Below are 17,252 nucleotides of genomic sequence, written 5' to 3' on the forward strand. Positions count from 1 at the left end.
ATGGGAGAAGTAACCACCGAAAGGATGTGCCCATAATGACTGAAGTCAATCAGCATCAGATGCCCCTGCGGCATGTAATCGACAATGCGGAGAAGGCAATTCAGGTTGCCAAGGATGCAGAAATGGCGGTACGTCACGCACAGATTGATTCTAATCCGCAAAAGCTGGCTAGCTCTATCGATCAGCTGGAGACGGCTATGCGTACTGTACAGCAGGCACAAAGCCAGATTCATATGCAGGAAATTGAGCCTAACCAGCAGGTGCTTAAGCAGGTTCAGGAGCAGCTGACGCAAGCCGAGCAAAGTCTGGATGTAGTTCTTGGAAATTCAGAGCAGCCCAAGCAGATGCGCTAATTCGCATAGAAGAAGAGGGTCGAACGCCGCCAACCTGATCTGGGAGGGCGGTGGTCGATCCTCGGCTGCCGCATCTCATTATGTAACAGCCCGAGAACACCGTCCATCTGCGGTGTTCTCGGGCTGTTTGACAATCTTTGTCGCCGCCGAAATTATATGTTAACATTATGACTACTTGCTGCATACGTATGGAAGATGTTTTATGCCTAACGGGGTCACTTAACAAGGGGCACCAAGAATTGTACTTGATGAGGTGAAGCTGTGATAATAATAAAAAGCAAGCAGGAAATAGCAAAAATGAGAGAAGCCGGAATTATATTAGCACGCTGTCATCAGGAAATAGCCAAACGTATCAAGCCGGGAGTCACTTCGTGGGAAATCGATCAATTCGTCGAAAAGTTCCTTGAGGAGAATGGCGCTACACCTGAGCAAAAAGGCTTTCACGGATACGAGTACGCTACCTGTGCATCCGTTAATGATGTCATTTGCCACGGATTTCCCAAAAAAGAGCCGCTCCGTGACGGCGATATCGTCACCATCGATATGGTCGTTAATCTTGATGGATGGCTAGCTGATTCGGCATGGAGCTACAAGGTTGGCAATGTATCCGCAACAGCGGATAAGCTGCTGAGAGTGACGAAGGAAAGTCTGATGCGAGGTATTGAGCAAGCAAGAATCGGCAACCGTATGGGTGACGTGGGATATGCCATCCAATCCTACGCAGAAGCCGAGGGCTTCTCGGTTGTGCGTGATTTTGTCGGTCACGGAATCGGGCAATCGATGCATGAAGAACCCCAGGTTCCGCATTATGGACATCAGGGCAAAGGGATTCGTTTTACGGAGGGCATGGTCATTACGATTGAACCGATGATTAATGAGTTTGCTTACCAATCGAAGACTGATCCAGATGGCTGGACTGCGAGAACGTTGGATGGCGGTCTATCTGCCCAGTACGAACATACGATTGCGATTACGAGTGAAGGCCCGGTTATATTAACACAACTTTAACATTAAGGGCTGTGCTTGAGTCAAAAAAGACCAGAGTACAGCTTCTTTTTTATGTTAAGCTGGAATTAAAAAGTTGTCAGGTGGAATGTAAAGATGAAACGTGTGTCATGGCTTCATATATTGGCAGCCTCTTTTCAATTAGGGTTAACCTCGTTCGGAGGCCCCGCAGCGCATCTTGGTTATTTTCATGAGCATTATGTGAAACGCAAGCAGTGGATTGATGAGGAGAGCTATGCTGATCTGGTCGCATTATGTCAATTTCTTCCTGGACCTGCGAGCAGCAAGGTTGGCATCGGGATCGGCTTTATGCGCGGTGGGGTCATGGGGGCTATAATGGCATGGATCGGATTCACACTGCCCTCGGCGTTGGTGCTTGCCCTCTTTGCGTATTGGTCTCAGGGCTGGGATGCGTCGAGTACAGGTTGGCTCCATGGACTTAAGCTGGCGGCTGTAGCCATTGTGGCGCAGGCCGTATGGGGAATGGGCAAAAATCTGGCGCCGGACCGCGGAAGAGCCACGATAGCCATACTGACAACTGCGATAGCACTACTTTTTCCATCCACCTATACTCAGTTAATTGTCATTATAGCGGCAGGTGTACTTGGTCTTATGATCTACAAGCAGAGCAGCACAGACATGGAAAAGCCTGTGCAGGCATTATCTCCCGCGTATCGGAGTCTTGCTATCGGCTCGTTGATTGCATTCGTCGCTTTGTTATTCCTGCTCCCCATGCTGCGGAGTTTGACGCCTAACCTATGGGTGGCGATGTTCGATAGCTTTTACCGTACAGGTGCACTTGTCTTTGGAGGCGGTCATGTAGTGCTGCCATTGCTGGAGCAGGAGCTAATGCCGATGGGCTGGCTGAGCAAGGAACAGTTTCTGGCGGGTTATGGAGCAGCGCAAGCAGTCCCAGGTCCTTTGTTTACATTCGCCTCCTATTTGGGCTTTATAATCCATGGCTGGCTCGGTGCGGTTGTTGCCACGATAGCCATTTTCCTTCCTGCCTTTTTGCTGGTGCTGGGGGCGTTGCCCTTCTGGAACAAGCTGCGCAGACAGCCGCAAACCCGAGGCGCGCTAACCGCTATTAATGCGGCTGTTGTCGGAATTCTGCTGGCTGCTCTCTATGATCCGGTATGGGTAAGCTCGGTGCGAACAACGGGTGATTTTGTGATGGTTCTTGCTTTGTTCGGAGCTCTGATATTCTGGAAGCTGCCTTCATGGTGTATGGTGATTTTGTCCATTGGCGGCGGGATGCTGCTGGTGGCTTTTCAATAGCTTTCCAAATAAAATGAACAAAGTGGTCTTAAATTGAAACCTTTTTCAGTAATTAAGGGTATATATGTTTAAGGATATGAATGAGGATATCCGGTATATTGATTGGAACGGAGCTTACCTATGAAAAAAAAAATATGGATTGTTGCCTGTCTGTGTGTGATTTTGCTAGCGGGTGTTTCGGGCCTATATACGTATTCCATTTATAGTCAGGCGGAAAAGGCGATTGATAAAATGAGTGCACCTGTGCCTGTCGTAGTGCCTGTCAAGGAGTCAGCCAAGGTCAAGCCACTCACACTGCTGCTGATGGGAATTGACTATCGACCTGAAACGGGCAGCCTGAATTCGGATGTGATTATGGTGGTTACGTTGAATCCGGACAAAAAGTCGGCGACCCTCGTATCGCTGCCGCGTGATCTGCAGCTGGACCCGGAGGGACTGGAAGCCCGCAAAGCGAACTATTATTATCCTCATTTTATGCTGAAGGACAAGGAAACGGCGTTTGCCAATACGAAGCAAATCTTCAGCGACTTGTTGGGCATCCCGATCGATTATGCGGTAACGGTTGATTTTGACGGCTTCCGGAAGGTAGTTGATTTGATGGGTGGATTGACGATCGACGTCGATATGAATATGCGTTATGTGGATGATGAGGACGGCACTGATATTAATTTGAAAAAAGGGACAGCTTTGCTGAATGGCAAGCAGGTGCTCGATTTTGTCAGATATCGCAAATCCAATCGCAATACAGAGGAATCAAGCGATCTGGAACGGAATCTACGTCAGCAGCAGGTGCTGAACGAACTGCTTACTTCTCTAAAAAGTGTGGATGGCGTCACCAAGCTGGGTTCTATTATTGGCACGCTTGGTGATCACATTCGAACGGATGTGCCAGCCTCACAGCTGCGTGATTTTATAAGCACTTATTATGATATTTCACCTGAAAATGTGGAGTACATTCCCTTGGACGGAGAGTGGGTCAGCCCATATATTGTTGTGTCGGACGAGGTGCTTAATAAGGCACGTTACGCGTTGAAGCTGCAGCTGAATGGAGGCGTAATGCCGGAGTCAGGTGTCGATTCGGAGTCACCTATCGATTTTGGGAAGAACACTGAAAGTACGGGCGTGGGAACAGGTAAAGGCACTGGTGCGAATACAGGAACAGGTACAGGCACAGGGAAGACTGGCAGTGGTGGTACCAGCACAAGTACACAAAGCAGCAAGCCAACGAACGGTACGACCGTAAGTCCGAAACCGCCTGTGAATAATGACAAGAATACGATCAGCAAGTCTACATATGAGAGCCGGACCGGTAAGTAAGTAAAAGCAGGTTGTTCGTCATCCAGCGTGTGTATGCCCACAATTCTAATACGTAACTTACAATCCGCATATAATTTGCTGTATTGGAAAAAATATCCCTGAGCACATAAGGAGGGATAGGCATATGCCCAATCAAAAAATCGAGATTGAAACAGATGGAGATCCCCAAACCATCTATGAAGACACAGACGCACATGAACGAACAGGGTTTATGGTTGAAGATACGAAGCAAATTCGCGATGAGAATGCCAATGAAGTAGAATATTGAGACCATTAGCTTATCGGTAAACAGCCTCCAAGCACATTGGAGGCTGTTTGCTTGCGTACAAATACTTCGCACGTTTGGCGATGTTAATTCCTTTAGTCCGTGTTGTCGGTATCCAGCTTGTGCAGCTCGGGAATGAATCTGAAGAATACATCCCGCCCATCGATATTGGCAAAGAAGGTCAGCTTGCGATGGTTCCAAAAACGGGTATGAACTTGACTGGGCTGGGTGCCTTGAATGATTTCAGAGAGTACCGTTTTTTCTTTGGTTTGCAGGTTATAAACGAAGCTATCGGTGTGATACTCGTTGTCCCTCTGTATGATGTCTACAGCGATGTATTTGGAATCTGGGTCTACAATTAGATTTTCAGATTGTACATCTGGAATCGTATCCATACGAATAAATTGTCGTGTACTCATATTAAAGCCCATTACCTGCGTCCGCCAATCGTTATTGTGGGTCTGCTTGAGGGTGAACCAAATCATTTGTGCTGCTTCATTGTAGGCTATATTGCTCAGAGAATCATGTATCCATGGCTCATCATTGGGTATCTCACTTATAGCAAACAAGGATTGCTTGTTTCCGTTATGAGTAAGGGTTACAACCCCGGCTGCCTCACTGACCTCGATATTTTCCTTTTCGTCCATAGCAGTGATTTTGAAGCCACGGGGGCCATCGGCTAATATATAATGTGTTTTGATGATTTGATAATAAGGGTCCGCGGTATAGGATAAATAGGTTTCTGCATCGACAAATCGTTGTCCATCTACCTGTCCGCTGCCTGTAATTCTGTAGCCAACCTGACGCGGATTCGTGCCCTTGAGGTAACCCGGATCATAATTGAAAAAACTGTGGGCATAGTTTTCATCCCGATAAATAAGCGCTTGTATGGACTTGGAAACAACGTCTTCAGGAGCTGGTTGGGTCTGGGTAATATTGAATCGCATTAGCTTTTTCCATATCGTATTGGTATGAAAGACCTTGTACACAAACAAGCTTTGCGAATCCTGACTCCAGGTTGGCTGTTCAAAGGTATTAAGCGCCTGCTGCTTTCCTTCCACGATTGTTCCTGTTCGTTGATCCCAGGCATCAGAAAGATGATTATCGGTCACCTGTTTCTTCGTTTTAAAATTCGTATCTGCAATCCATACATCCTCCATAACAGGCTCACCTTGCGATTTAACATAAGCCACGTAAGCTCCATTCTGCGAAACACTGGGATACTTCCCGCTATCAAGCACCGTTTCCTCGCCATTTGCAAGATTAATACGAACAATCTGATTGTTCCTCTCCACAAACAACGTACGTTGACCCGCAGTGTATGAGGGACTCGTTCCTTCCCCAAGATTTCGCTGTGTTCCCTTTTCCAAATCGAGCTCCCAGATTTCACTGAGACCGCTTGGGACTGTCTTTTTATTTACCAAGGCGATGCGCTTACCATCAGGCGACCATGCAGGTGTTTCAACCTGATTGTGTGCTGTTACGCCCTGCAGCAGCTGTTGGCCTCTGTGCGTTGTCAGATCGTAAATAAATGCATTACCATCCTCTGTGTACACCAATTGCCGACCGTCAGGGGATACACGGACATAATTGATATTGCCATCAATGAGCTTATGAAATTGTCCATTGCCATAGGCGTAAAGCCCCTTTCCCGGTAGAGGAAAATACAGTATGCCGTTGCTTTCGGCCATGCCCGCACTATTTTCTGCTCCGAGCTGTTCGATTAAGGAAAACTGATCTGCAATATGAAGTGAAGCAGCCTCTGTTCGCGGGACCGCTTTTTCCGGCAGCAGCACGGTACTGAGCAGTAGGATGCACAGCACGGCAGTCACAGCCCCTGTCCACGTCCATGCTCGGGAATAAGCTCTGTGTCCTCGCTTGAACACAAAAGTTTGCCTGAGCTCCTGTTTCAGCTCCTGATTAACGGGCAGGCTCATTCTGATATCTTCCATCATTTCATCAAACTGAGATTGCGAATGCTGCATACTAACCCTCCATACATATCGTTATCAACGCTTCCATTTTTTGTTTGATCCGATGCGACTTGGTCTTGAGCCACTGTTCAGTTTTACTCATGATCGAACTGATTTCTTTATATTTCAGTCCCGCTATGTATTTCATGTTGATGATTTCCTGCTCGTCAGGGGATAACGTCAGGATCGATTGCTTCAGGCAATCATGGCGGAGCTCGGTTTCATCTAAAAGAGCTCTGGTTCGTGAATAACCAACGACTTCGGGGTCCTGGCCATAGGGAATCTCTTTTCGTTTGCGATAAAAATCGATTACTGTATTTCGGGCTATGGTCATAAGCCAGGGCTTAATATTTGGGTGCGTCACGGTATTAAATTTTTCAAAAGATTTTCGGAAAATCTCACTTACCAGATCATCTGTGTCCCATCGGTTGCCCGTCTTAAACAAAACAAAGCGATAGACATCGTCAAAATAATGATCATACATCTCTAAAAACTTATCCTGCACTCTGATTCCCCCTCTCCATAACAAATAACGAAGCTGCCGCTCAAAAGTGTCATGGGAATAAATATTTTTTGCATAAGAAAAAGTCCCGCTGCAAAGTATGCCAGTTTTCGATAAAAAGCAAATACAGGGACCCCTTATTGAAGGAAGCCCCTGCATGAATAAACCCATTTTGTAACCAGATTTTCGTTAGCTTTAAGCCAGCCTTAATCGAATATAAAAGATTAGCTCGCCGTCCTTTTGCTCGACACCTATGGTCCCATCGTGCGCTTCGACGATGCTCTTGGCTATTGCCAGTCCCAAACCGGAACCACCTGTGTCTGAGGAACGCGAGGCATCAACCCTGAAAAATCGTTCGAATAGCTGCTCCAGCTCCTGCTCGCTCAATTCGTCGGCTTTGTTGCCGATCCGAACGATGCCGTAGCGTTGCTCCTTGATCATAGAGACCGTAATGACCCCGGGCTTTGGACTATACTTTAGCGCGTTGCCAAGCAGATTTTCAAATACACGGATCATCTGATCGACATCGATGCTGACGAATAATTTTTCCTTGGGGATATGGCGCGAGAGGATGACCTGCTGCTCCTCGGCCGGTGTCACGAATTCCTCCAGCAGCTGCTCCAGCAGATCGTTGAGCGCAATGCCTTCTTTATTTAACGGCATATCCTGATGGGTTAGCTTCGTGTACATAAATAGATCGTTAATGAGTGAATTGAGCTTCTCTGATTTATTGTAAGCGATGCTGAGGTAGGTCCGAGCTTGCTGCTCTGTCTCATAATTTCGATCATTTAACAGGCGGAGATAACCAATAATAAGCGTAAGCGGTGTGCGCAGGTCATGAGAGACGTTGGTCACAAGCTCATTTTTCAAGCGTTCAGCCCGGCGCTCCTCTTCAATTTTCAGCTGCAGCTTCTCAGCCATCAGATTCATATTTTTGGCAAGGGAGCCCAGCCCATCGTCACTTCGCTCCGGCACCCGGGAATCCAGATTGCCCGTTGCAATCGTAATGAGCCCTCCGGCGAGCTCCTCGATATAACGCATTTTTTTCTGGGTCACAAAATAGAAGAGCACGATAAACAGGATAAACGAACCAAACATGGGAAAAGGACTTTCTCCGCGTTTGTAGCTGATATTGGGCTCTGGAATACCGCTCACATACAGATAGGCAGGCTTCGTCTTATAAGTGACCGGATACAGGCTGGAAGCCTCCTGCCGTCGCGTCAAATTTTGCTGTCTGCGAGTGTCCATTGAGCTGCGGATCGTTTTATGAATATCGATGCTGGTTTCAGCCGTATTCGGACTTTTAAATATAACTGTACCGGACAGGTCGGTAACCATAATTTTATAACGATTATTGGAGCTTTCGCGCTGTACCTGCTCCGTAAATTCCTGTTCGCGCTGCTTTTCAATCAGAGCCTGTGCCTCGGGACTTTGCTTCTCGGTCTCATTGTAGTGGTGGTAGTCATCGCTTAATATACGAGCCATATTCTCGGCAGCGTTATCGATACGCTGCACTCCGGATTCATAGTCTATCACAGGCTCCTGCTTGATGCCGCCGAATATGGCGGAGCTTAAGGAGTAGAAGATCAGCGAAGCAGCCAGACAGAAGGCAAAGGTGACCATCAGCTGCAGGCGCAGGCTGCGACCGACTTGTCCACTCAGCATACGAAACAGATCCAAAGCGAACAGGATCAAGCCGCGCAGCAGATTAAACGGGAACCAGGTAAAGGGAAAGCGGTTCAAACGGGACTGAGGATGGGTATCCGAATATTTACTCAACTTTGTAGCCAACCCCCCAGATGGTTTTAATATATTTGGGCTTGCGCGGATTGGCTTCCATTTTCTCGCGAATTTTACGGATATGGACCATGACCGTGTTGTCGGAATCAAAATAGGCTTCCTGCCAGACCGCTTCATATATTTTTTCGATACTCCACACGATGCCACGATGGCGGGCGAGCAGCTCCAATATGGCAAATTCACGAGGTGTCAGCTTAATACTCCGTCCATCCAGCTTCACTTCGTGAGTCTGTGTGTTGATAAGCAGCTCATCGACCTCGATTTCATGCTCTTTGTTTACAAGAGGGATATTGAGCCGGGTGTAGCGGCGCAGCTGTGATTTGATGCGGGCGATCAGCTCCAGCGGGTTAAAGGGCTTCGCCAAATAGTCGTCAGCGCCGCTGCTAAGTCCGATAATTTTGTCCATATCCTCTCCTTTTGCAGAGAGCATAATAATGGGCATGTTTTGCTGCTCACGAATTTTGAGGCAAGCCTCGATCCCGTTCATACGGGGCATCATAATGTCGAGCACGATCAAATCCACCTCTTCTTTTTGCAAAATTTGCAGTGCGGCTTCTCCATCGGACGCGCGCAGCAGCAGATAGCCTTCGTTTTTCAAATAAATTTCCAGCAGATCGATAATTTCTTTCTCATCATCGACTATAAGTATTGTTTTGGGAGCTGCGATATGGGCTTCCTCCTCCTGACTATCTTGTGTATAGCCTCATTATAATGGGTAGTTCTTAATTAAATGGCAGGGTATATCTTAACAATTTCTTAAGCAGGAAATAACAAGAAGGCCCGCTGAGGAAGTCTCAACAGGCTGCATACAAATAAGTGATAAGAACAAATAAATCTGGAAACGACAGCAATCGGAAGAATACTTCGGTCGTGCAGCGGAACTTATTAACCAGAATTGCCCTATTTCTTAAGGTAGACGATCGTATACTGAATCGCTTCCAGCACCTGCTGGACAAAAGCGACATTTTCCTTTTCCCATTCATCGGGGTCATCCAGGTAATGCTCCTCCAGAAACTGCTCCAGCTGCTTGGCCGCTTCCTTAAGCTGCGCATCTCCTGCAGCCGCCTTGCCTCTGAGCGCCTGTATTGCCAAACGCATCGATTTGCAGGCGTTTTTCACAGAAGGGTATTCATCCCGCTCCCAAGCCTCAGGCTCGTCCATCTCGTAATAGGTAATCCATTTTTCAATCAGGCTTGCTGCCTGTTTGTTGTCCATTGAAGTCAAAGCATGTGCCCTCTTTCGTAATATATCGTCGATATGCTGTCATTAAATGTACCATTAATGTCCCAAATATCCAAGAGCTTGCTGCAGGATTCAGTCCAACTGAACTAAGTAAAAAGGATACGGCAGCCTGTGCCATATCCTTAAAGATGGAGCCAGAGCAGCTCCAATATGAGTAGGAAGATGAATCTTATCGAATTGCCGGACTGCTGGTCTCGACGGTTTCATCTCCAATTATTTGTTTAATGTTACAGGGATTCAATACATTGATAGGCAACGATGAGAACGAACGTAAGAAGTGTAGCTCCAGCTGCATATGTGAAGCGTCGGTGGGAAAGGCTCGTCATAATTAGTTCTCTCCTTTAGGTTGAGATAACGTAACAGTAGGTAGTGGATACCTATCATATACGTCTCTGGTATTATTTTATAATATCATAATTGTTTGTAGTGTTAAAATTTTGTGAAATGATGGCTAATATCCACGCGTGAAGCGGCTCAACGCTTCATTTTTTTCAACTGCTCCAGCACATAGAAGGTACCGCGCCAATGAATACCGCCCTGACGAAGCGTTAGCCATACGGAACGTGTGACGATATAGCTGAGCAGGCAGACGGTAGCGGGGAACACGAGCAGCTCCTTGCCGAGCTTGCCAATCAACGATTGAATCAACAGGCTGTAGACGGACAACATCAGTACAATGGAAAGCACATAGCTCCAGAACACCCAGCCGTCCAGCACGAAGATCGCGACAAAAGGGAAGAAAAACAACAGCAATTGTCCAAACACCCCGGCGGCCGCAGGAAGCACACGATATTGAAAACCGGAAAAAACATTTTTCTCCAGACCCTGCACAGCCTCGCGTAGACTCTTGTACCATTCCACTGCTAGCTGCGTCCGACCTGAGGCCAACCGTTGGCGCAGACCTGCTTGCTTAACCCGCATGCCCAGCTGCAAATCATCGTCAGGGCGAAACGCGAACGCCTGGTGGGTGCCGATCTTATCATACGCCTGCCGGGTAATCATATTGAAAGCACCGACGCCCATTCCATGCTTGTGTTGTGTATCTATGTTGGCGCGCCAAGGGCGGATATATAAAGCTAAGGCAAAGAAGAAATATTGCACGAACGCACTTAGCCAAAAGCTGTTTACGACGATCTTGGGTGTCAATGTCAGATGGTCAGCATCGGTTTCCTTCATGTAATGCACTGCGTCGGCAAGAGCGTGCGGCTGAAACAGCACATCCGCATCGGTAAACAAAATAATTTGTCCGCGCGCCTGCAGGAAGCCTTGATACAGCGCGTGGTTTTTGCCAAGCCAGCCAGCGGGCAGCGTTGTGACATGGATCACGGTCAACGGTACCTCTACCTGCCGTTTACCTTGAGACCATTTGCGCAGCTCCTCCAGCTTGTGACCTGTACCGTCCTGTGAACGGTCATTAACTGCTATAATTTCGAATCTTGGATACGTTTGATTAAGCAGATGCTTAACGGTCTCGGTGATCGAGGCCTCTTCTTCCTTGGCAGCTATAATAATAGATACGAGCGGGAGCTCTTTGGCTGTAGTACCGCGTGGCTGCCCCAAGCCTGCGGGGGCGAAGGATTCCGTGGAAGCGGAGCCTCCCGGCTTGGAGCTTGCAGGCAGCTGCCGCATCAGCTTGCGCGCCCATAGCGTATCACCAAGCATCACAATCCAGTAACCGAGCGTCAGGATGACCAGCAGCTTGAAAATGAACATGGATGATCCCTCCCATGAAGCGCTTTTTTTAGCATTATAGCATTGGCTGCCCGCATTGAACAAATGGATCAGAGCTATCTCATAATTTTTGTGCTACAATAAATACAAATCATGAGTGAATAAAAGCAACTGCCAGGAGGAATCGGATGAAAAAGGCATTCCCGATCATACGTAAACGAATCAAGGGACCGGAGCTTGGCGAATTTATGCTTTCCATACGGAGGAGCGGGGTAAGGACGGAGGAGCTGGTGTTTCTATGCATCGGTACGGACCGTTCGACGGGAGATTCGCTCGGTCCGCTGGTAGGCACGATGCTGGAGGAGGCGGGCTATACACAGGTGCTGGGGACTCTGGAATTCCCGCTGGATGCGAGCAATATGCTTCATCGACTGACCAGTCTGCCGCTGATGAAATCCGGTAAAACATTTGTGGCTATCGATGCCTGTCTTGGGCAGCCGTCGTCCATAGCCAGCTATCAGGTGTCCAATCAGCCGATGGAGCCTGGCAAGTCGGTGGGGCGGATGCTGCCGCCTGTAGGAAATTATTCGATTGCCGCTATTGTTAATCATAATGAGGGGAATCAATATGCGATATTGCAGGGTACCTCCTTGTATCGAATTATGACAATGGCCAAGGAAATCACAGCCAGCATCATGGACGTATTTCCATTGGAGTCGGCTGCAGGGTCAACACCGGAGGGGAAATTAGGATGAGCATGAGGGAAGGTGGAGGTGGAGGCGGCTGGGAAGGTGGAAGCAAGCAAGCTTTACAAAGCAGAGGTAAAGCCACCTTGAAGGACGTATCGCTGCGGCGGATTTACGGCTTGTTCCGCGGATACCGTGTGCAGCTGGTTATTATTATTTTACTGGCATTGGGTGCCGCATTAATTGGACTTATACCGCCGCTTGTGATGAAGGAAATTATTGATGCGGCGATCCCGCAGGGTGACAAAAGGAAACTGATCGAATTGATCGGTTTGATGGTTCTGCTGCCTGTCAGCAGCGGCCTGCTCAGTGTATGGCAAAATCACGAGAACACCAAAGTTGGTCAGGGCGTGATGCGCGATTTAAGACGCTCGTTGTTTGCTAATTTACAACGGCAGTCGATGAGCTTCTTCACGGACGCGAAGTCAGGGGAAATTATTCAAAGGCTAACTGGCGATGTGCTGGCGGTGCAAAATGTAGTGACAACCATCGTTGTATCGGCTGTCACACAGGGTGTTATTGTGATCACGACGATCGTCATTTTATTCGTATTGGATTGGCGGCTGGCGATATTGGCTACGGTCATTTTACCCTTATTTATATTGCCTGTTCGTAAGGTATCCCAGATTCGCAAGCGGCTGCGGGGCGAAACGCAGCGGGTACGCGGTGAGATGTCATCTCAGCTTGGAGAAATTTTTGGCGTGTCCGGTGCATTACTGACAAGGATTTTTCAGCAGGAGCGTAAGCAGGAACAGGATTTTGACGTGCTGAACCAGCGGGTTATGGATTTGGAGCTGAAGCTCAATCTGGTCGGTCGGTGGTACGGGATGGTGCTTGGTGTATTGGGACCGCTCGGCACGGCATTGATATACTTGTATGGGGGTTGGAATGTGATCGAAGGATCGATGACGATAGGCGGTATCGTAGCTTTTGCTGCTTATTTGGGACGATTGTACGGTCCGATTGGCACGCTGCTGAATCTTCAGGTGGAGGTTCAGACGGCACTTGGCGTATTTCAGCGGATATTCGAGTACGAGGATATGGAGCCTGATGTTAAAGATTTGACTGGAGCGAAGGCGCTGTCTTCCGTACAGGGGCAGGTTGGATTTCATCATGTTTCGTATGCCTATCAGCCAGGTCAATATGCATTGCAGCAGATTACCTTTACAGCGCAGCCGGGTGAGGTTGTAGCTATAGTAGGGCCAAGCGGTGCCGGAAAATCGACATTGATCGGCATGCTGGCCAGGCTGTACGATCCGACTGAAGGCGTTGTGTCGATTGATGGTCATAACGCTGCATCCGTCACATTGTCATCGCTGCGCGAGCAGGTGGCCTTCGTTACACAGGAATCGTTCCTGTTCCATGCGTCGGTTCGTGATAATTTATTGTTTGCCAAGCTTGACGCAACAGATGAAGAGCTGGAGAAGGCCTGTCGGCAAGCTTATATTCATGAGACGATTGCGGCAATGCCAAATGGCTATGATACGATGGTTGGGGAGCGTGGTCATCGGCTGTCGGGCGGAGAAAGGCAGCGTCTGGCTATTGCCAGAGCGATTCTCAAAAACCCACGTATTCTTGTGCTGGATGAGGCAACCTCACATCTGGACTCCGAATCAGAGGCTTATGTACAGACAGCGCTGGATTCCTTAATGCACGGACGCACGACGCTCGTGATTGCCCACCGGCTGTCAACGATATTGGCGGCGGATCGGATCATCGTGCTTGAGGCTGGGCGTTTGCTGGAGTCGGGGCGCCATACCGAGCTGCTGGAGCAGGACGGCTTGTATGCGCGGCTGTATTGGACCCAATTCGAAAAGGCAGCATTAAGCTAGCATGAATCGAACCTGGCAGCTCATGAGTTTAAGGCTGTATGGTTGAAATACCCTGCCAGTACATTCGCCAGACACTGTGCATCCGCTGTTCAAAATGATCAGGCAAATAGTAAAACTGCTGAATAAAAGCACCATCCAGCATGCAATAATAGGAGGCAATCAAATCCGTGATTTGCTCGCTGCGAATGATGCCCTGCTGCATGCCTTCTGCAAAAATATGCGCCAAAGCTGTCGACAGCGTGTTCTCGGATGCAGTAAACCGGGCACGGAGCTCTTCTTGTAAGGTGACGGGCGGAAAGAGCATAGCTCTTTTTATAAAGGTCATGTTAGTTTCACTTAACAAATACGTCCGGCATGTATCCTGCCAAATGCCAAACAATTGATCGTGGACCGATTCGTCGCGAATTTTGTTAATAAGGGCTTTAATCCGCTGCTGCTGCTCGCTCAGCACATCTTCGAATACAGCCCGGAACAAATCATCTTTGCTGGGAAAATGAGCATACAGGGAAGGGGTCTTGATTCCTACCTCTTTGGCAATCTCGGATAAAGGTGCTGCATCATAGCCGTTTTGCGCAAACAAGCGCAGAGCGGCTGTTTTTATTTTACTTGCCGTCATCGGACATCCACCCCTTATAAAGGTAACTAACATGCAGCTCTCCTAATCAACGTTAGGTTACTTTATTTTATTACATATGACCCTGTATTACAATAATAGCGTTTTCTTGGTGAATCTGATCGAATCGATGCAGCTATGGGAAGGTTTTTGACGGCTCAAGGCGAATTTTAATTGATTATGTAACGAAACCGATTTTAAGGGGCATTTATGGTGAGAACATCGAATTATTTTTACCGGTTGATCCTGTTTTGCTTATGTCTGAGTACGTTGCCTGTGCTGTTTTTGGGATTGTTTTCTGCATATACGGCTTCGGGGACGATTCAGGACAAGGTGAACGAAGCCAATAATAACGTGATCAATCAGACTCGGATGCGTGTGGAGCAGCTGCTGAAGGCTATCGATAATGTAACGACACAGGCCATCGAGTCGCCGTTGTTAAAAAACGCAGTAAACCAGCCGCTCCCGGAACAAAACTACAAGGATATTAATGATCTGGTGAATACCCTGCTGCATATTCAGACCTATGAGCTTCGGATTAGCGATGTCGAGCTGCACAGCTTTAAGCAGAATTGGATGATCATCGGCGGCGGATTTCAACGATCGGTTGTATCACCGCTGCAGCCGGTATTTCCGGCGATAATGAAAACGACATCATGGGTCAGCGATACACGCCTGATCCCGAGAAAGGGCAGCTATCCCGGTGTGAGCCTGCTGAAGAGTGTTCCTGTAAATACAATTACGTCTGATGGAGCCATTCTGGTGCAAATTCCTTATCTAGAGCTGAACCATATGCTGGAGGGAGCCAGCGGATCGGGTAAGGTGATGATATTAGACGCGGAGTACCGGATTATTGGTGCAGATGAATACAATTTGGCAGGACAATTCCTGAATGAACCCGAATTAACCGACATCTTGCGCGGTACGAATTCGATGCAAGGCAGCTTTCATGCGCAATACCGCAGCGAGCCTGTCAACGTGGTCTACATCCGCTCAACATACAACGATTGGATCTATGCTTCGATTATTCCTTCTGGTGAGGTGTCGAAGGATTCGAATGCGATTCGCTGGGCTACCTTTTGGACCTGCTTGCTCATGATCATGACGATTATCATCTTTACGCTGCTTGGCTCCAAACGAATGTATTTACCGATTCGTAAAATATATGAGTCTGTGAAAGGCCCTTTGGCAGATGGCAATAGCGGAAATTCGGCGGATGAGCTTTTTTATATCGGGAAGCGGATCGATTTCTTAATCAACTCCCAGCAGCAAATGAAAGACCTTGTGGAGAACCAGGTCAGGCAGCTCCAGGATTTTTTTGTAGTGAAGCTTTTCAGGGGGCAGTTGTCTCCGAGCGAGATCAGAGAAAAGATTATACAATTCGATTTTCCGCGTTGGCGTTGGCATGCTGTATTGGCCATACAAATCGATACGCTGGATCAAACCAATTATGGAGAACGGGATAAGGATCTACTGATGTTTGCGATCAGCAACATTGCCGGAGAGGTAATCCCATTCGCTAATCGTTACAATCCGATTCTTGTCGATCAGTTTCAGGGGACTTTGCTGGGCGGCAATCAAGTCGATGCAGCAGCATTTCGGGAATACGTCATGTCCCTAGCAGCCCAAATTCAACAAGCCTCTGCCGATTATATCAAGCTGAAGGTCAGTATCGGAATTAGTCAGCCGTTTACCGATGTGCTGCATACGCCGATTGCTTTTCGGGAAGCGCTGGACGCGTTGAAATACCGGATGCGGCTCGGTGAAGAAGCGATTTTGGATATTTCGGATATTAAGCCGCAGCGGGACCTTGTCCGCTATTATCCAAAGCATTTGGGTGAGGAGCTGCTGCATGCGGTTCAATATATGGATCAGAGCCGGGCAGCAGAGCTGCTGAGTGAATGGATGCGTACATTGCTGCTCATTCCGCTTGGCAATCATGAATATCAGCTTGCGCTGACAAGGCTGCTGGTGGAGGTCATCGCACTGCTGCAGGACGAGGGGATTGCTTTTCAGCCCTTGCAGGGTGAGGAAAGCAGCCTGTTCGAGCAATTATTCAAGCTCCATACGCCGGAGGAGATTGAAGCCTGGCTGTTGAAGGGGATCATTATTCCCGTCATTGAAGCGCTTCGAGGGCAGCAGGAATCGCAGCTTGTTAGCTTGTCGGTGCAGGTAATCGAGCTGATTCAGGAAAAATTTGATACCGATTTAACTTTAGAATGGTGCGCAGCGCGTTTGAATTATACGCCTGACTATATTCGCAAAGTATTTCGCAAGGAAACAGGTATGACCTTCAGCGATTACCTGAGTAACTACAGGCACCGCATGGCACGCAAATGGATTGCTGAGACCGATATGAAAGTTCATGAGGTCGCCCATAAGCTGAAATATAACAATGCACAAAATTTTATCCGTAATTTCCGCAAAATGGAGGGGGTGACTCCGGGGCAATATCGTACCCAGATGAACCATCCGGATGAGGAGTAGACAAGGCTGCGTCGGAGTGATCTTCACTCACTTGCGCAGCCTTTTGCTGTATGTGATCAAGCTGTCCAGCTGCCGCAAGGCATTCGGACCGCTCATGATTATACCCTTCCGTAATTGATTATACACGCAGAATATCCGGTTTAGGCACGGTAATGAGTATAGTGTGTG

The 17,252-nt window shown here is 48.1% G+C and carries 15 protein-coding genes; 8 read left to right on the forward strand and 7 right to left on the reverse strand.

Going from position 1 to position 17,252, the window contains the following annotated elements; translation table 11 throughout:
• Nucleotides 1–35 precede the first annotated feature (35 nt).
• The 5 genes from LRL21_RS06100 to LRL21_RS06120 all read left to right on the forward strand — a co-directional run bounded on the left by LRL21_RS06100 (nucleotide 36) and on the right by LRL21_RS06120 (nucleotide 4,221).
• Nucleotides 36–353 (forward strand): hypothetical protein, encoded by a 318-nt coding sequence (locus LRL21_RS06100; RefSeq protein ID WP_076229797.1) that lies wholly within the window; start codon nucleotides 36–38, stop codon nucleotides 351–353.
• A 261-nt stretch (nucleotides 354–614) separates the two neighbouring features.
• The gene (map, locus tag LRL21_RS06105; RefSeq protein WP_240414868.1) at nucleotides 615–1,361 is read left to right on the forward strand and encodes a type I methionyl aminopeptidase; all 747 of its coding nucleotides are present in this window, start codon (nucleotides 615–617) and stop codon (nucleotides 1,359–1,361) included.
• Between the two features lie 93 nt (nucleotides 1,362–1,454).
• Nucleotides 1,455–2,636, forward strand: coding sequence for a chromate transporter (locus LRL21_RS06110; protein WP_240414869.1), 1,182 nt, complete (start codon nucleotides 1,455–1,457; stop codon nucleotides 2,634–2,636).
• A 120-nt stretch (nucleotides 2,637–2,756) separates the two neighbouring features.
• On the forward strand, nucleotides 2,757–3,953 hold the full coding sequence (locus tag LRL21_RS06115) for an LCP family protein (RefSeq protein WP_240414870.1): 1,197 nt from the start codon (nucleotides 2,757–2,759) through the stop codon (nucleotides 3,951–3,953).
• A 124-nt stretch (nucleotides 3,954–4,077) separates the two neighbouring features.
• Nucleotides 4,078–4,221 (forward strand): hypothetical protein, encoded by a 144-nt coding sequence (locus LRL21_RS06120; RefSeq protein ID WP_240414871.1) that lies wholly within the window; start codon nucleotides 4,078–4,080, stop codon nucleotides 4,219–4,221.
• Between the two features lie 92 nt (nucleotides 4,222–4,313).
• Here LRL21_RS06120 and LRL21_RS06125 read toward each other — a convergent pair whose 3' ends face one another.
• The 6 genes from LRL21_RS06125 to LRL21_RS06150 form a co-directional block, all read right to left on the reverse strand.
• A complete protein-coding gene (locus tag LRL21_RS06125; protein WP_240414872.1) occupies nucleotides 4,314–6,203 on the reverse strand; it encodes a TolB family protein in 1,890 nt (629 codons plus the stop codon).
• Between the two features lies 1 nt (nucleotide 6,204).
• Nucleotides 6,205–6,696 (reverse strand): RNA polymerase sigma factor, encoded by a 492-nt coding sequence (locus LRL21_RS06130; protein ID WP_240414873.1) that lies wholly within the window; start codon nucleotides 6,694–6,696, stop codon nucleotides 6,205–6,207.
• Nucleotides 6,697–6,888: 192 nt separating this feature from the next.
• On the reverse strand, nucleotides 6,889–8,472 hold the full coding sequence (locus tag LRL21_RS06135) for a sensor histidine kinase (protein WP_240414874.1): 1,584 nt from the start codon (nucleotides 8,470–8,472) through the stop codon (nucleotides 6,889–6,891).
• Nucleotides 8,465–9,160 carry a response regulator transcription factor gene (locus LRL21_RS06140; protein WP_240415084.1) on the reverse strand — a complete coding sequence of 232 codons (696 nt, stop codon included), beginning with the start codon at nucleotides 9,158–9,160 and terminating at the stop codon, nucleotides 8,465–8,467. The genes LRL21_RS06135 and LRL21_RS06140 overlap by 8 nt, the downstream gene beginning before the upstream one ends.
• A 233-nt stretch (nucleotides 9,161–9,393) precedes the next feature.
• Nucleotides 9,394–9,708 (reverse strand): hypothetical protein, encoded by a 315-nt coding sequence (locus LRL21_RS06145; RefSeq protein ID WP_240414875.1) that lies wholly within the window; start codon nucleotides 9,706–9,708, stop codon nucleotides 9,394–9,396.
• A 501-nt stretch (nucleotides 9,709–10,209) separates the two neighbouring features.
• On the reverse strand, nucleotides 10,210–11,448 hold the full coding sequence (locus LRL21_RS06150; RefSeq protein WP_240414876.1) for a glycosyltransferase family 2 protein: 1,239 nt from the start codon (nucleotides 11,446–11,448) through the stop codon (nucleotides 10,210–10,212).
• A gap of 146 nt (nucleotides 11,449–11,594) precedes the next feature.
• Here LRL21_RS06150 and yyaC point away from each other — a divergent pair, with 146 nt between their 5' ends.
• A complete protein-coding gene (gene yyaC, locus LRL21_RS06155) occupies nucleotides 11,595–12,161 on the forward strand; it encodes a spore protease YyaC (protein ID WP_240414877.1) in 567 nt (188 codons plus the stop codon).
• Nucleotides 12,158–13,984, forward strand: a complete 1,827-nt coding sequence (locus tag LRL21_RS06160) for an ABC transporter ATP-binding protein (RefSeq protein ID WP_240414878.1) — start codon at nucleotides 12,158–12,160, stop codon at nucleotides 13,982–13,984. Before yyaC ends, LRL21_RS06160 begins: the two co-directional genes overlap by 4 nt.
• 28 nt (nucleotides 13,985–14,012) lie before the next feature.
• Here LRL21_RS06160 and LRL21_RS06165 read toward each other — a convergent pair whose 3' ends face one another.
• A complete protein-coding gene (locus LRL21_RS06165; protein ID WP_240414879.1) occupies nucleotides 14,013–14,600 on the reverse strand; it encodes a TetR/AcrR family transcriptional regulator in 588 nt (195 codons plus the stop codon).
• 207 nt (nucleotides 14,601–14,807) lie between these two features.
• On the opposite strand from LRL21_RS06165, the gene LRL21_RS06170 reads away from it, so the two are divergent.
• Complete coding sequence (locus LRL21_RS06170; protein WP_240414880.1) at nucleotides 14,808–17,084, forward strand: helix-turn-helix domain-containing protein; 2,277 nt, start codon at nucleotides 14,808–14,810, stop codon at nucleotides 17,082–17,084.
• Nucleotides 17,085–17,252: the final 168 nt, after the last annotated feature.

The organism is Paenibacillus periandrae (assembly GCF_022458865.1).
GTDB classification, from domain to species: domain Bacteria; phylum Bacillota; class Bacilli; order Paenibacillales; family NBRC-103111; genus Paenibacillus_S; species Paenibacillus_S periandrae.

What these genes read in the sequence shown, in the direction of transcription:
- LRL21_RS06170 (WP_240414880.1), top strand. Translation starts at nt 14,808, where the DNA reads ATGGTGAGAACATCGAATTATTTTTACCGGTTGATCCTGTTTTGCTTA.
- LRL21_RS06145 (WP_240414875.1), bottom strand. Translation starts at nt 9,708, where the DNA reads ATGGACAACAAACAGGCAGCAAGCCTGATTGAAAAATGGATTACCTAT.
- yyaC (WP_240414877.1), top strand. Translation starts at nt 11,595, where the DNA reads ATGAAAAAGGCATTCCCGATCATACGTAAACGAATCAAGGGACCGGAG.
- LRL21_RS06120 (WP_240414871.1), top strand. Translation starts at nt 4,078, where the DNA reads ATGCCCAATCAAAAAATCGAGATTGAAACAGATGGAGATCCCCAAACC.
- LRL21_RS06150 (WP_240414876.1), bottom strand. Translation starts at nt 11,448, where the DNA reads ATGTTCATTTTCAAGCTGCTGGTCATCCTGACGCTCGGTTACTGGATT.
- LRL21_RS06125 (WP_240414872.1), bottom strand. Translation starts at nt 6,203, where the DNA reads ATGCAGCATTCGCAATCTCAGTTTGATGAAATGATGGAAGATATCAGA.
- LRL21_RS06115 (WP_240414870.1), top strand. Translation starts at nt 2,757, where the DNA reads ATGAAAAAAAAAATATGGATTGTTGCCTGTCTGTGTGTGATTTTGCTA.
- LRL21_RS06165 (WP_240414879.1), bottom strand. Translation starts at nt 14,600, where the DNA reads ATGACGGCAAGTAAAATAAAAACAGCCGCTCTGCGCTTGTTTGCGCAA.
- LRL21_RS06110 (WP_240414869.1), top strand. Translation starts at nt 1,455, where the DNA reads ATGAAACGTGTGTCATGGCTTCATATATTGGCAGCCTCTTTTCAATTA.
- LRL21_RS06160 (WP_240414878.1), top strand. Translation starts at nt 12,158, where the DNA reads ATGAGCATGAGGGAAGGTGGAGGTGGAGGCGGCTGGGAAGGTGGAAGC.
- LRL21_RS06100 (WP_076229797.1), top strand. Translation starts at nt 36, where the DNA reads ATGACTGAAGTCAATCAGCATCAGATGCCCCTGCGGCATGTAATCGAC.